The organism is Candidatus Woesearchaeota archaeon (assembly GCA_016192995.1).
GTDB lineage: Archaea > Nanobdellota > Nanobdellia > Woesearchaeales > DSVV01 > JACPTB01.
In genome coordinates this window covers 40,073-54,901 of sequence record JACPTB010000005.1, presented here as the reverse complement: position 1 = coordinate 54,901, position 14,829 = coordinate 40,073, and the positions used below count along the sequence as shown (strand labels likewise).

Annotated in this window: 13 protein-coding genes; 7 read left to right on the top strand and 6 right to left on the bottom strand. The window is 33.7% G+C overall.

Annotated elements, in window-relative coordinates:
- Window positions 1-127: 127 nt before the first annotated feature.
- Window positions 128-415: a hypothetical protein gene (locus HYY69_03875; protein MBI3032588.1), complete on the bottom strand. Its 288-nt coding sequence runs from the start codon at window positions 413-415 to the stop codon at window positions 128-130.
- Between the two features lie 132 nt (window positions 416-547).
- On the opposite strand from HYY69_03875, the gene HYY69_03870 reads away from it, so the two are divergent.
- Both HYY69_03870 and HYY69_03865 read left to right on the top strand, forming a co-directional pair.
- The gene (locus HYY69_03870) at window positions 548-940 is read left to right on the top strand and encodes a helix-turn-helix transcriptional regulator (GenBank protein MBI3032587.1); all 393 of its coding nucleotides are present in this window, start codon (window positions 548-550) and stop codon (window positions 938-940) included.
- Window positions 941-1,147: 207 nt separating this feature from the next.
- Complete coding sequence (locus HYY69_03865; protein MBI3032586.1) at window positions 1,148-1,366, top strand: hypothetical protein; 219 nt, start codon at window positions 1,148-1,150, stop codon at window positions 1,364-1,366.
- Window positions 1,367-1,465: 99 nt separating this feature from the next.
- On the opposite strand, the gene HYY69_03860 is transcribed toward HYY69_03865, so the two are convergent.
- The 4 genes from HYY69_03860 to HYY69_03845 all read right to left on the bottom strand — a co-directional run bounded on the left by HYY69_03860 (window position 1,466) and on the right by HYY69_03845 (window position 5,340).
- The gene (locus HYY69_03860) at window positions 1,466-2,077 is read right to left on the bottom strand and encodes a hypothetical protein (GenBank protein MBI3032585.1); all 612 of its coding nucleotides are present in this window, start codon (window positions 2,075-2,077) and stop codon (window positions 1,466-1,468) included.
- Window positions 2,078-2,332: 255 nt separating this feature from the next.
- Entirely contained in the window at window positions 2,333-3,340 is a 1,008-nt protein-coding gene (locus tag HYY69_03855; protein ID MBI3032584.1) for a hydroxyacid dehydrogenase, read from the bottom strand.
- Window positions 3,341-3,763: 423 nt separating this feature from the next.
- Complete coding sequence (locus HYY69_03850; protein MBI3032583.1) at window positions 3,764-4,228, bottom strand: hypothetical protein; 465 nt, start codon at window positions 4,226-4,228, stop codon at window positions 3,764-3,766.
- Between the two features lie 227 nt (window positions 4,229-4,455).
- Complete coding sequence (locus HYY69_03845; protein ID MBI3032582.1) at window positions 4,456-5,340, bottom strand: DMT family transporter; 885 nt, start codon at window positions 5,338-5,340, stop codon at window positions 4,456-4,458.
- 326 nt (window positions 5,341-5,666) lie between these two features.
- Here HYY69_03845 and HYY69_03840 point away from each other — a divergent pair, with 326 nt between their 5' ends.
- From HYY69_03840 to nirD, 5 genes are all read left to right on the top strand, one after another.
- The gene (locus HYY69_03840) at window positions 5,667-7,733 is read left to right on the top strand and encodes a hypothetical protein (protein ID MBI3032581.1); all 2,067 of its coding nucleotides are present in this window, start codon (window positions 5,667-5,669) and stop codon (window positions 7,731-7,733) included.
- Between the two features lie 379 nt (window positions 7,734-8,112).
- Window positions 8,113-9,006, top strand: coding sequence for a type II methionyl aminopeptidase (locus HYY69_03835; GenBank protein ID MBI3032580.1), 894 nt, complete (start codon window positions 8,113-8,115; stop codon window positions 9,004-9,006).
- Window positions 9,007-9,107: 101 nt separating this feature from the next.
- The gene (locus HYY69_03830; GenBank protein MBI3032579.1) at window positions 9,108-9,878 is read left to right on the top strand and encodes a hypothetical protein; all 771 of its coding nucleotides are present in this window, start codon (window positions 9,108-9,110) and stop codon (window positions 9,876-9,878) included.
- A gap of 51 nt (window positions 9,879-9,929) precedes the next feature.
- Window positions 9,930-12,458: a DNA mismatch repair protein MutS gene (gene mutS, locus HYY69_03825; GenBank protein ID MBI3032578.1), complete on the top strand. Its 2,529-nt coding sequence runs from the start codon at window positions 9,930-9,932 to the stop codon at window positions 12,456-12,458.
- A 4-nt stretch (window positions 12,459-12,462) separates the two neighbouring features.
- Window positions 12,463-12,771 (top strand): nitrite reductase small subunit NirD, encoded by a 309-nt coding sequence (gene nirD / locus HYY69_03820; GenBank protein MBI3032577.1) that lies wholly within the window; start codon window positions 12,463-12,465, stop codon window positions 12,769-12,771.
- 243 nt (window positions 12,772-13,014) lie between these two features.
- Here nirD and HYY69_03815 read toward each other — a convergent pair whose 3' ends face one another.
- Entirely contained in the window at window positions 13,015-14,778 is a 1,764-nt protein-coding gene (locus tag HYY69_03815) for a YgiQ family radical SAM protein (protein MBI3032576.1), read from the bottom strand.
- Between the last annotated feature and the right edge of the window lie 51 nt (window positions 14,779-14,829).

The window sequence follows — 14,829 nt, the reverse complement described above, 5'->3', positions numbered from 1 at the left end:
CAATGTTAAATTACTTTTGAAGCTGAACTGGCGCTAAACCCAAAGAAGACTTAATACGTACAAAAACAAAGAAGACTTATTACGTACGGTGACCTCTCATAGGATAGTTTATTTTGTAACAGGTAAGTTACTCAATATTCTTTAATCCTTCTAAATAATCTTCATACAGTATGGGTGATTTTACTCCTATCTCCGCTAATAAATCAAGTAATTCTGATAGTGAAATATGGAGTTCTTTTGCAGTTTTCTGTAACGACCATTTCCCTTCTTTATATTGTTTAAGAACATAGTATTTCCATCCATATTCTATTAATTCTCTCGTAGCTCTTGTTCTGTCTATTCTTTTAATAGTGGATATATTACCAATATGCTCTAATTCATGTGGATTAAATCGAAAACTTACTAATTTAGCCATAGTTATCACCTTGGATTATTTTCTTAGCATCATTTATTATTTCTGACGAATATCTTCCGTATTTCTCAAGATTTTTCAATTATATATAGTTTTCCAATAACATTTAAAAACACATTACTCTCTATATTGTCCATGGTTCAGCGTATTACTATTATTAGGCGAAGATTGCCAAGCCAGAGTTTAAATGAAGAACTCCAATGGTTAGGGTCTTCTTTAGGGTTGTTCAATACTCGTGATAGAGATAAAAGTTGTTTTCGCATATTTATTGAACTATTAAAAACAACAAAACAGCAAAAACCTCTATCTTCAGATAGTATCTCTACTAAATTATCACTTTCCCGCGGCACTGTTGTTCATCATCTCCATAAACTTCAAGAGGCAGGGATTGTTGTTATTGAACATAAAGGGTATATCTTGCGTGTTAATAATCTCAAGCGTTTGGTTGATGAACTTGAACATGACATGGAACGAACTTTAGAAGATATTAAGGAAATTGCAGATAGAATTGATCAGAGGTTGCAATAGTTGTACGTAATAAGTTTGTGGTTTATTCAATTTAATAGATTTACCAATTACATGCCGATAAACTTTCAAGTTTTCTGAATAGTTTTCGAGTATCATTGGTCCTAATAAAATATTTTCAATTAATCCGAAAACCTTCCGAAAGCTACAATAAAATTTCCGGTTTTTTCGTCGAAGGTTTTATTAAGAAGTTCTTGCATAGTATACAACATGGAAACAAATATAAATTCACCAATGCTATCACGAAATAATATGTTATGGCCGTTTAAGGAAAAAAGAGAACAAAAACAATATGCAATTATTATGGTATTTTTCGGAATTATATTACTTTTATTAAAATCATTTTTTTACTATGAATCTTTATTCTACATACTTGGTGTGCTTTTAAGTTGCTTTGGTTTAATGTATATGTTTGAGGCTGTTGCATGAGTTCAATATTTGAAAAAGAAAAGACAGTATTAGAACTAGATGGACAACACATTCTCAACTATGTTAATATTCTTGTTATTACAACTATTTCTGTATTACTCATAAAAAATACATTCCAATAACCATCACCAACAAAATATCAAACACTGCTTCATGCAACGGCAATTTAATCACAAAACCTTTTTCTATAATATAAAATACTTTTTTCCACCCAAATATATTGAGATTGATATAATCCAAAAATAAATGTGAATAATACCCAAGTGCAATAGTCAATGATAGTAATGGTTGAAACAACATGATTAATAATAATTTTGAGGTAATAAAAGCAAAACCAATTTTATGGTGGATAAATGTTCTTTCAATAGGATCATGCTTGACAACAGCAGCATTCCAGACGTGCTTGATGTTAAATGCGAATATTCCATCTCGTCTTTGACGAGTGGTTTGAGAATGACCAATCACTTTGAGAATATTCGCATTCTTAGAAAACCGACTCGAGCGAAGCGAGCAATCCACCAGTCTGTGACTGGGGGTGGTCGGTTTTCTTTTGAAATCTTTATAATGATAAAGAAATCCAAGATAATGGTCAAGATCAATAAGCACGCCAATAATTCCTGCAGCAAATGCTTGTTCGATACTGAGTATATTATAATGGTTGAATACTAATCCGAGAACAAAGGGAAATAGAAAATGAGATTGCGGGTACATGTTACACCTTTGTAGTTCTTTACGTTAGAGAACTTTGCAAAATTATGGTTACTGCCGATTTTGTGAGCATTTTCGAAATACTTATCGGGCAATTTTCGAGGTTCCTTGCCGATAGGCAAGTCTTATAATCCCGATCTTTAGTCGAGATTATATTTATAGAGAGAAAATTGCTTTGTTAAAGATATATCTCCATGCGAACTGGCAGTAACCCGAGCTTTGCGAGTATTTTGCAAAGTTCTCTTTATAATTATTTAACTAAACTACTTTATTCTTTACTTTCTTCTTGCTAAAAAATTGATTAATATTGTCAATAGTTGTATCCATAATCCTTTGTATGGCTTCAGTAGTATTAAATGCGTTATGGGGAGTGATTAAAACATGATCGTCCTCAAGAAGCGCATGGTCTTCAAGCATTAATTTCAATTGGCTGCTTTCAATATGCCTTGTTTTTAATAATCTTTTTTCGTCTTGAATAAATGATTCTGCTTCTAGTACATCTAATCCAGCTCCAGCAATAATCTTTTTTTTCAAACCATATAATAATGCTTCAGTTTCAATAACACTGCCGCGAGAAGTATTAATCAAAATGACGCCTTTTTTCATATGTTTAACTGCATTCTTATCAATTAAATGATGTGTTTCTTTAGTATAAGGGACATGGATAGTGATAATATCAGATTTTTTTAACAGCGTTGGCAAACTTGTATAGGTAAATCCCAGCTTTTTTGCAAGCTTTTTGTCAGAAGTTCTTGCATAACCCAAAACATTCATTTCAAAACCTTTTGCCATGGCAATAACATGCTGTCCTATATGTCCCGTGCCAATAACACCAAGGGTTTTTCCTTTTAAGTCAAAACCACGCAACTCTTTAAGAGAAAAATTTCCTTGAATGGTACGCATATATGTTTTATGAATCTTTCGCGATAAGCTCAACAGCAGCGCAAATGCATATTCTGCAACAGTATTTTCACCATAAAAAGGTACATTGCAGACAATAATTCGACGCTGTTTGCATGCGTCAAGCGCGATATGATCATAGCCTGTTGACATCGTTGCAACCAGTTTTAATTTTTTTAATTTATTAATCATATCAGCTGTTATTTGAGAATGCACAAACACAATTAAACCATCAATATCTTTAATATTCTCCAGATTTCGAGCATGGAGTTCTTTATCAACAAAAATAAGCGTATGTTTTTTTAATTTTCCAGAGATATAGTTCTTTTCCCATGGCTCTAGTTCAAAGAATGCAAGTTTTGCCATGGATGTTTTCCTTAGAAAACAAGTTTTTAAATCTTGTTATTTATGGGCACAATCCAATTTGTAAGTGATATTGCGAAAAGTGCCACCATCTTTTTTGCGAGGCTTTTCTTATATTCTTATTGAGTGCTATCCGAGGTTCCAGAGAGGATAGTACAATCGATAACTGTATCTTAAGCCGAGCCGATGGTGGATGCCGAAGGCATTTTCGCAATATCACGCGTTTTTTGGATTGTGCCTATTTATGGGCTCTGTCCCGAATGAAGTTTTTGGTGCCATGCTGGTGATTATCCTTCAAATTAATATGTGAGAAAAAAGGAAATTCCAATGGGAATTTTTTCCTTCTTATAACCCAGTGGGATAATCACGGCACCAAAACCGAGGCGTGAGCCGAGATTCGGGGCAGAGCCAATTTATGTTGACATTTCAAGTCAACATATTGTATAAAATAACCTTCTTACCACTCTTTTTCAACAAAAAGTATTTTCTAATCAACGAATGGCATCGAGAAGCTTCATGATGGGCATTATGATGATAAGCATAACCAAAATCCATAACCATATGGAGTAATAATCCTAATGAAAAAAACAAAATCCATCTATTATATATACTTGCAATAAGTAATAATAACCACATTTCTGCCGTATGAAATAGGTTAATGACATTGAAGTTTCGGAAATCTGTTTTTATATGATAAGTATACGCATCTCTAATTATTTTAAACACATTGATCGTAAACACCTTAAACTTAATCATATACCACAGAACATGATCGCTATCAATTAAAACTCCGCCTGCAAAAAACAAAATTCCTAACCAATAATCGTAGTGCCAAGAGATAAAACTAGCAATTATTAAGGAAACTATAGTATGTTGATGGATATGTGCCATTGGAGACCTCATAGTACTTAATCTTTGATGAAGTATATTATTCAACTAATAAAAACTAGGGTGGGCAGTATTTACTTTATATTGTCGAAAAAAATAATATTATTGGCAGGCAAACCGCTTTTACTGCGGTAAAAGCTCGGCATGATACATGCCGTTTGCGCCAATATTATTTTTTTCTCTCCTTCAAATTATGTATAAACTGCGAGCAATACTACCCACTTCTGTTTTTATACTTCTATGCTTAATAAAACAATGCATATTACAATAACAATCGCGCCTATTTTTTGTTGCAATGACAACTGTTCTTTAAAAAATAGATATCCGCCGAGTAATGCTATGAATGGAGATGATTCAGTTATAGGAATAACTAATGATACTTTCTCGCTATGTATAGCAAATGCATAAAATAATGTTCCTAATGAAACAGTTAGTCCTGCAAAAAGCAGAAAGAGTTTGGTTGAGCGTTGCAACATAGTAAACTCTGCGATCATATTTTGCTTGGAGGTTACTTTAACATATATATACGTGAATACAAAGACAAAAAATTCGAGGAAGAAGGCGCTTGCAAGAGCGCCTATGCTTGTAACCATAAATTTCATAAGAAAATAAACTACTCCCCAGCCAACAGCAGCAAGTAATGCATATTCTAGACTAACAAATGATCGTTTAATAGTAAGCTTGTGATCAATTTTAAATGAAATCAACAGCGTTGCTAAAATAATCATACTAATTATACTATATTTTACTGGAGAAAGAACTTCATCCAAAAAAACAAATGAAAGCAGAAGCGTAATAATGACTGAAGTTTTGGCAAGTGCAGTTGTCAAAGAGACCTCTCCTTTTTCTAATCCTTTAATAAAAAAGAAATAAGGTATTGCACCAATAATGCCTATGCTTATTATCATCAGCCATTGTTTAAAGGTGAGTGATAGTAACGAATTAATATCGCCCATAACTAATAATGGAAGAAGAAACAATGCGCTAATTCCTAACCTCAGCACTGCAAATATTTCTGGTGGCATTTTTTCTTTTTCTAATAAGTACTTAGCAAATAACGTGCTTATTCCATAAAAAAACATACCTGCTATTGCAAACATAATTCCTGATAACATTCTTAGTATACATTAATGGTGCTTTTAATGTTTTATGGCATGTTATCGAGATATTTTTTAACATTAAGAGGAAAAAATAATGAATTTTCTACATAATATAGAAATTCACTCATAAGTGAGAACGAAAGTTTAAATAGTAGTGGTTCTAAAAATGGTTAATTGTTATGATTGGTTTGGGAATCATAAATAATAAAATAATTATAATAAAATTTATAAAGAAGTAAATAATGAGTATGGTAACAAATGAGGTGAGTATATGGTAACTAGTAAATATAATGACATTACTTCTCAAAACTCTTTTTATGTTGCTAATGAGGTGATTAGCTGTGGACAATAAAAAAACAATAATTTATAGTATTCTATCTTTATTATTGGTTGCAATTCTAGCAATTGTTTATGCGGGGAATCCTTCGGTAACTGTAGCTTCACCTGGTACTGTAGCATATTTCAATGCAAGTTATGGTTGTGCATTTTTATCTAATGCCACAGCAGGCGGTGCAACAATTTTTGGATGTCATGCAGGTTCAGGAAACATTTCTGGTGTATTCCTTATCAATGTCTCTGTTACTGATTCAGAAGGTATATCTACATCTTTTGATGCAGTAAATTATAGTATTTACAATCAAACTGATACTCTTATTGCTATTAACACTAGTCAGGGTGTTTTAATTGGAAACAGCACTTTTAGTTCAAATAACTCTAACAATACTCTCGTTGGTAAATTCATAAGTGCAACAGGAAGATGGAATGGTTCTTATGATCTTGCAAACTTGAACGGATCTGTAAGAAATGGAACCTCTATCACAGGTTTTAACAGTTCAGGCAGAAGATTCTTGGATGGCAATTATACATTATCGTTTAATATTAGTGATGCAACCGGTGTTAATTGTGTTACTATCAATGGTTCATGTAGTGGCATTGGCAATGTAACACTTGTCGTAGATACTATGCCTCCTAATGGATCAATGAGCATGACCAACTTAACTAATACTAGTTCACTGGTATCATTGGTTGCAGCTGTTACTGATATATTTACTGTGGCTAATGTAAGTTTTGTAGGTTCTGGGGTAAACTCAGTAAATTTTAATTTAAGTAACAGAAGTTTAACTACAAATGCAAGTGACAGTACAAGGTGGCCTCAGATATCAGGTTCAAATTCTGGTGGTACAACATGGAATCAGACTGTTAATGTGTCTGCTACTTTATCAGCAGCTGCAGCAGTTCCAACCATGATAGTTGTTAGCTTGCAAGCAAACGATACTGCTAATAACAGTATGATTAACCGTACTGAAGTGCACTTTATGTATGACAATGTTGCACCAGTAATGGGATATAATGTAACGCGAAGTGATAATCAGACAACTATGAATAATACTAACTGGTTGGGTGGAACTGGTAGCTTATCAGGTGCAATGATTAAAAACGGTTCATTTACTTTAGCATTCAACGTAACAGCAAACGATACCCAAGGTACTAATGCAAATGGAAATGGATTAAATGGATCTGTTGTAAGTGTAACATTTAATATTACAAGAAATAACGCAGTACTAACAACTCTTACAGCTGTGCATCATGCTGCAGTAACAGCAGCAAACGAATCTCCTTGTGGAGGTACAGCTGGAGGAAATACAGGTACTGGTTCATGTCGTCAGTTCTGGTCAGCAACGTATCCAATCAACTCTTCAGCATGGGCTGATGGTGTATGGAACATGACTGCAGTAGCAACTGATAGTGCAGGCAACATAGTTACTCGTGATCTATCATTCACTGTTGATATGGATGTAGATGCAGCAGCAGCAGAAACAACAACCGTTGCAGCAGGAAGTAAAGGTGGTGATACTCCAAGTAGTTCAGCTGGAACTAACCTTGTAACTGCAGGTCAATCAGCAGATGCTGGTGAAGTAACAACAAGTGCAGATTCTGCAGCACTCTATCGTGTTGGTGCAGGTGGAACTGTTAACTTTAATGTTAATGGTGAAGCGCATGCATTGAAAGTTGATAGCATAAGTGGCGGTCTAGTGACAGTAACCGTAAGTTCAGAACCACAAACTTTAGAGGTTAATAAAGGCGAAACTAAACAAGTTGACCTTGACAGCAATGGTGTAGATGATGTCGCAGTAACTGTTGAGAAAATCATCTCAGCAAAAGCATACATTAAAATCTGGAAACTTTCAGATACTATGCCGGTAGCAGGTCCAGCAACAACTCCTTCAGAAACACCAAGTGAGCCTGAAACTGAAGCTCCTTCAGAAGTGCCAAGTGAAGCTCCTGGGGCAGAAGCAGAAGAACAACCAGTTCAAGAGCCAAGTGGTTCAAATGTCTGGTGGTGGGTATTGCTTGCTTTAGTTGTTGTCGTAGGAGTAGTTTGGTACGCAAAGAGCAAGAAAAACTAATTTAGTTTTTTCTTTTTTTCTTATTTTATTTTTCTCAATTCTTATTATTAAAAGAGATAATTTTGGTTAATCTTCTTGTATATCTGAGTAAAATTCTTAAAATAATAAACATAAACATTTGAAGGAGAGAAAAAAATAATATTGGCGCAAACGAAATGCTTCATTTCGAGCTTTTACCGCAGTAAAAGCGGTTTGCCTGCCAATAATATTATTTTTTTCGACAATATAAAGACAATATAAAGTAAATACTGTCCACCTTATTTGGATAATGATACAACAGGTGAGTATGAAGAGAATATCTTATATTGAATCAATTATGCACTACTTCAACTAAATAATCAATATTTTTATAAATATGTTTCATTTTTAGTTAATAAAAATGGTAACATATCAAGATAACACTGAGGATTGGTTTACTGCAGGGAAATTAGCTCAAAAATATGTTAAATATGCTTCTTCTTTGATTAAAGAAGGAAAACAAGTATTAGATGTTGCAGAGCATATTGAAGAAAAAATCCTTGATGAAGGAGCAATTCCAGCATGGCCAGTAAATTTATCGGTAAATACCTGTGCTGCTCATTATACACCTCATTATGAAGACAAATTAACCTTTACTAAACAAGATATAGTGAAATGCGATGTTGGTGTTGCGGTGAATGGCGCAATTGGCGATAATGCAATTACTGTTGATTTAACGGGAAAATCTGCTGCATTAGTCAACGCATCCTTAGATGCATTAACCAATGCAGCAGATTTTCTTAAAATTGGAATTTCATTAGGAGAAATTGGTAAGGTTATTGAAGAAATAATAACCAACGCAGGTTTTCAACCAGTACGAAACCTTTCAGGACATGGCTTGGATAGATTTAAAGTTCATACGCCGCCTTCAGTTCCTAATTTTGCTAATAACAGCTCGACAAAACTACAAAAAGCCCAGATTATTGCTATTGAGCCGTTTGCAACAACAGGCATAGGGAGAATTAAAGATAGTCAAGATCCTCAAATTTTTGAAGTAATCAGTACAAAGCCAATAAGGGATGCGATTGCAAGGGATGTATTTAAAGAATTGCAATCACACGGCGGTTTGCCTTATGGTAAACGCTGGCTTTGCAAAAAATTCTCAGAAGCAAAAGTAAACTATGGATTAAAACAATTATTGGCAAATAACAATATTATGGCTCATCCACCGTTAGTTGAAGTAAGTGATGGTTTAGTTAGCCAGGCAGAATGGACATTCCTAATAGATGATGATGTAGTGATTTTAACTAAGTAGTATATAATAAGTCTCCAGACTTATTATATACGTAAATTCGAAATGTTTAAAAAGAATCTTTTTCCAGTATCATGTTAATTCATAATAATTCATAAAAATAGGTGGATACTATTACTGAACTTGAAGAAGACCTGGCATTAACCAATTATGTCGCTTCTGAAAGAGATAAAGGCTTTAGCGATGCAGAAGTTAAAGAGAAATTACTTGCAGCTGGGTGGGACAAAGCTAAAATTGAAGCTATTCTTCAGGATTTAGCGCAAAAACAAACAAAAGGAAAAGCTCCTTCCACAGAAACCTTTATTGAAAAATCATCTTCTGTTGAAAAATTCGCAAAATATAGTCCTTATATGGCAGAAAACGAAACAGTTTCTGCAGCTTATAAAATTGGGTTTTATCATTTTTTGTTGACTAATGAAGGCCTAATTCTTTTAAGAACATTTCCTAAAACCCTTATTAAATATCATTATAAAGATATTGAGCTTATTGAATATTATACCAACATTAAATGGGGTAAGCTGGTATGGTTTATTTCATTAAGTGTTGTTAGTTTTTTCTTTTTCATGCTTGAGGATTTGGTCTTCACTAAAATATTGCAAACATTGCCTTTTTTAAAACCGTTACTCGGTAAAGATTTATTCATGAGCATGAACATTGTTGGTGTTATTATTTTCTTTGTTCTCATTATTTTAACCATCAGCAATGGTTATGGATTTTTTACGTCAATATTTGGAAGAATACGAGTTTTACCTTATCGTGAAGCTCCGATAGATATCATTACTAAAATGACACGGCCGGTTCAAGATTTTATCATTGATATTGAGAATAGAAAGAAAGAAGCGCATGCATTGGAAACACAAGGTAGTGTTAAATAAGGTTAAACACAAATAAAAATATATATAAATTATGCTCTTTTTCATGTTAGTATGGGTGCCATAAAGGGGTTTGTTGAGAGTTTTGTTGATAGGGCAGAAATAACACCAGCAATGCGTCAATTTTTGCAGGTAAAGGACGAAAACCCTGATTGTATTCTTCTTTTTAGAATGGGTGATTTTTATGAAACGTTCTACGATGATGCAGTGATGGTTGCAAAAGTTCTTGATATCACCTTAACAAAGCGCGGCACTAAAAATCCAGTGCCTTTAGCAGGCATTCCTTATCATGCATTGGAAAATTATCTCCCTAAACTGATTAAAGCAGGGCTTAAAGTTGGCATTGTTGAACAGTTAGAAGATCCGAAACAAGCAAAAGGCGTTGTTAAAAGAGGTTTAGTAAGAATAGTAACCCCTGGAACTATTATTGAATCAACGATGCTGACTGAAAAACAAAATAATTACCTTGTAGCATTTTGTCCGGATGCAACATTCAAACTAGTAGGTTTAGCTGTTGCAGATCTTTCAACAGGTGAGTTTATCGTCACTGAAATACTATCCGAGCAATTAGAGCATGAATTTACCCGAATAAATCCCGCAGAAATCTTGTTTCCTGAAACTTTGCAGTCTCAACAATATCATGAGAAATTTCCTTTACTTTTAAAAAGAACTTTTTTTATAAATCCCTATCATGACCGTTATTTTTTAAGAGAGTTTGGTTATAAAACTATTGTTGAGCATTTCAAGGTATTATCTTTAGATTGCTTTGCTCTCGAAGATAAGTCTCTTGCTATAAGCGCAGGAGGAGCATTGTTATATTATCTTAAACAAACACAAAAAGCAAGCCTTCTTCATTTTAAAAAAATAAGTTATTATACCACAGATCAATTTATGATCTGTGATAAGGCAACAATCTTTAATTTAGAATTGTTAGAAAATATTCGTGACAAAACAACACATGCTACATTATTAGGTGTTTTGGATAAAACAAAGACACCGATGGGTGGAAGATTATTAAAAAAATGGATGTTGCATCCTCTGTTAGATCTTGAAGAAATACGTCAACGCCACCATGGAGTATATTCATTATATATGAATATACTATTAAGAAAAGATATTATCAACCAGCTTGAAAAAATAAACGACATTGAACGGCTTATTTCACGTATTAATTATGGCAATGCAAATCCAAGAGATTTATTGTCTTTAAAAAACTCTCTTTCTGCACTTCCTGAAATAAAGCAATTGCTGCAGGCAATTGCTGGAACATTGTTTAAAAAAATAATCTCCTTGGATGATTTCAAAGAAGTTACCGATCTCATTGCTGCAGGAATTAATGATGACCCTCCGATCAGCATACGTGATGGGGGAATTATTAAACAAAGTTATAATAAAGAAGTTGACGAATTGCATGATATTTGCAGTCATGGAAAAGAATTTATAAAAAATCTTGAAGAAAAAGAGCGTTTAACAACAGGTATAAAATCATTAAAAATTGGTTTTAATAATATTTTTGGGTATTATATTGAAGTTACCAAAACAAATCTAACCATGGTTCCAAATCATTATATCAGGAAACAAACTATTGCAAATGGCGAACGCTTTATTACTCATGAACTAAAAGCATATGAAGAAAAAATTCTTGGCGCAGAAGAGAAGATTAAAATTATTGAATACGAGCTATTTCAAAAAATAGTGAATAAAATAATGGAGTTTACTCAGCAAATTCAGGAAACTTCACAAGCAATAGGTGAACTTGATGTCCTTCAGAGTTTTGCCACTGTTGCAGTTCATAATAACTATGTGCAGCCAAATATGCTCGATCATGCCTGTTTTGATCTGTATTTAGAACAATCACGCCATCCTGTTATAGAAGAATTAGAAGAAACATTTATTCCTAATGACATTACTCTTAATGATCAAACAAAGCTGATGGTTATTACTGGACCAAATATGGCTGGAAAGTCAACCGTGATGAGACAAGTTGCTTTAATTGTTTTAATGGCTCAAATAGGGAGTTTTGTTCCTGCAGCAAAAGCAGAGATAAGTGTTGTTGACAGAATTTTTACGCGCGTAGGGGCGCATGATGATTTAACTCATGGTCAATCAACCTTTATGGTAGAGATGAATGAAACAGCTGCCATCTTGAACAATGCAACTGAAAAATCATTAATTATTATGGATGAAATTGGTCGCGGGACAAGCACGTTTGATGGTGTTGCCCTTGCATGGAGTGTGGCAGAATATATTAGTAAAAACATAAAAGCAAAAACAATGTTTGCCACCCATTATCACGTATTAACAAAATTAGGTGATTATCCTGGAGTTAAAAACTATAATATTGCCGTCAAAGAATGCGAGGATTCTATTATTTTTCTAAGAAAATTAATTTCTGGCGGTACTGATAAAAGTTATGGTATTCATGTAGCTAAACTTGCAGGATTGCCAGAAGCTGTTCTTGTGCGGGCAAGGGAGATACAGGAAACTCTTGAAGAAGAAGATACTATGCTTGATGATTTGACTCATCTTACAAAATCAGATGATAAAAATAAGCAGATGACATTGTCAGAAGCAGTGAGGTGATTATATGTCTGATATTGAAGAAGTATGTTCAGTTGATGAAATTCCTGAAGGTGGTTCGAAAGTTGTTGATATTGGTGATAAAGAAATAGCATTATTTAAGATAGAGGGAGAAATATATGCTATTAATAATGCTTGTCCTCATCGTCAAGGGCCGTTAGGTGAAGGCGAAGTGAAAGGAAATGTAGTGACTTGCCCATTACATCGTTGGCAATTCGATGTTATTTCTGGAAAAAGTGTATTTCCTCCTGGGCAGCAAGTTGCCTGTTACAAAGTAGAAATCAGGGGAGATAAAGTGTTTGTCGAATGTACGTAATAAGTCTGAGGTTTTAGCACCTATATTCTTGGTTTTGCCCCGAATGAAGTTTTTGGTGCCATACTGGTGATTATCTTAAGAATAAATAATCGAGAAAAAAGGAAATTTCAATGGGAATTTTTTCCTTCTTATAAACCCGTGGGATAATCACGGCACCAAAACCGAGGCGTTAGCCGAGATTCGGGACAAAACCAAATTTCGTGAAATTATTTTATTTATCTCTTCTATTAATTACCTCTTATCTTATCCATTCTCATCATTTTGTGGTAAACTATCTTCATCATCTTCGTGAGGTTTATGAGGTCTTTGAAATCTTTGAATAGTATTATTGCTGATAGTTAACAATATATTCTTCTGATCTTTTTTCTCTCGAAATGTTCTTGGCACATGCACCTTTTCTCGTGAAATGGGATTTTCGCCGCTATAATACATTGCAGTTGAGACTGTCCCTGGTGTTGGAGTAAATACTTGCGTTAATTCGATAAAGATATTGTTCTTTTTGCAATATTCCTTCAATGCTTTCATATCTTCTTCAGTGCAGCCAGGATGGGCTGCGACAAAATAAGGCACTAATTTCTTATGAGTATGCTGTTCGCGATTAATGAGCTCATATTCTTTTAAAAATTCATCAAATGCTTTTTTATTTGATTTATTCATATTTTTTAATACAGTATCTCGAATATGCTCAGGCGCTATTTTTAACCTGGTGACAAATTGCATAATCTTTCTAAATAATTTTTTCTGATCAAGAATTATATCATGACGAATAGCGCTTCGTAACTCTAAATTGATGTTTAGTTTTTCAACATCTTCAAGAAGAGGGATTAAATCGTCGCGGAGTTTTCTATATTTGCAGCCAACACATTGTTGATTGCAATATTGTGTTTTGTTGTACACGGTAATCTGCTGGTTGAGAATTGGTGAATAGATTTGTTCAGGAACATTATAAACTGCGCAATAACTTCCATACATGTTTAATGTTGGCATGGTTAAATCATTTATTTTGCTGACTTTTTTTTGCTGTAATTGTTTTATTTCTTTAATAATGCCTTCTTTACTTCTCCTTGCAATATTCTTTCCTTGGACTAAAGGAATAACGCAGAAATAACATCCGCCCCAGCACCCTCTGCCAAGCACCACAGAATAATCTAAAAACTCAACGATTTCTCGAATAGCATTAAACTCAATAGTAGCTGGGTGTAATTTTCTAGTAAATGGTAACTCATAGACATAATCCATTTCCTCTTCATTTAAAGGATGACCTGGTCTATTATGAAGAATATAACCTTGTCCTGTTTGTTCAATAAATGGATCGTCAGGTAAGAGAAATTGTATTCTTGCAGCGAGGTTAAACTTTGTTTTATCAGCTGTTTGTTCTTCAAAGCTTGGCAAAAATCTTACGTTATGAGGCAAGTCTTCTTTTTTAACTCTTAAAGCAATACCGTCAATACGCTTCATGTTATTATTATTATTATTATTATTATTTTTTAATGCTTCCAACAGATTAAGCAATGATCGCTCAGCATTGCCGAATATAAGAAAATCAGCTTTACTATCATTCAAGATTCCTCTTCGAAGCTTGTTTTCAACATAGTCAAAATGAGCAAATCTTCTAATCGTTGCTTCTACGCCTCCAATCACGGTAGTGCTTTCTTTAAACAAGCGTTTTATGGTGTGGGTGTAGGTAATAACTGCATGTTCTGGAACATGGATGTGTTCTCTTTTTTTGAGCATAGGTGTATAATTTGCAAGCATTGAATCAAGCAATCCAGAACTAATGCAAAAAAAATATTTTGGTTTTCCAAGCTTTGAAAAATCAGCATCAGTTTGCGGTTGTGGAATAATGCCTACTTTGTAATCTTTTTTATCAAGGAGTCTTGCTAATAATGCAGTGCCATTTAAGGGATGATCATAATAAGGATCTCCAGTGATAAAAATAACATCAAAACTAGTGAACTGTTGGTAATATCTTTTTGCTTCTTGGATTGTAGTTGGTAAAAATGTCATAATATAGTAGTAATAGAGTATTATTTATAATATTTTGTTAATATTTTGGTG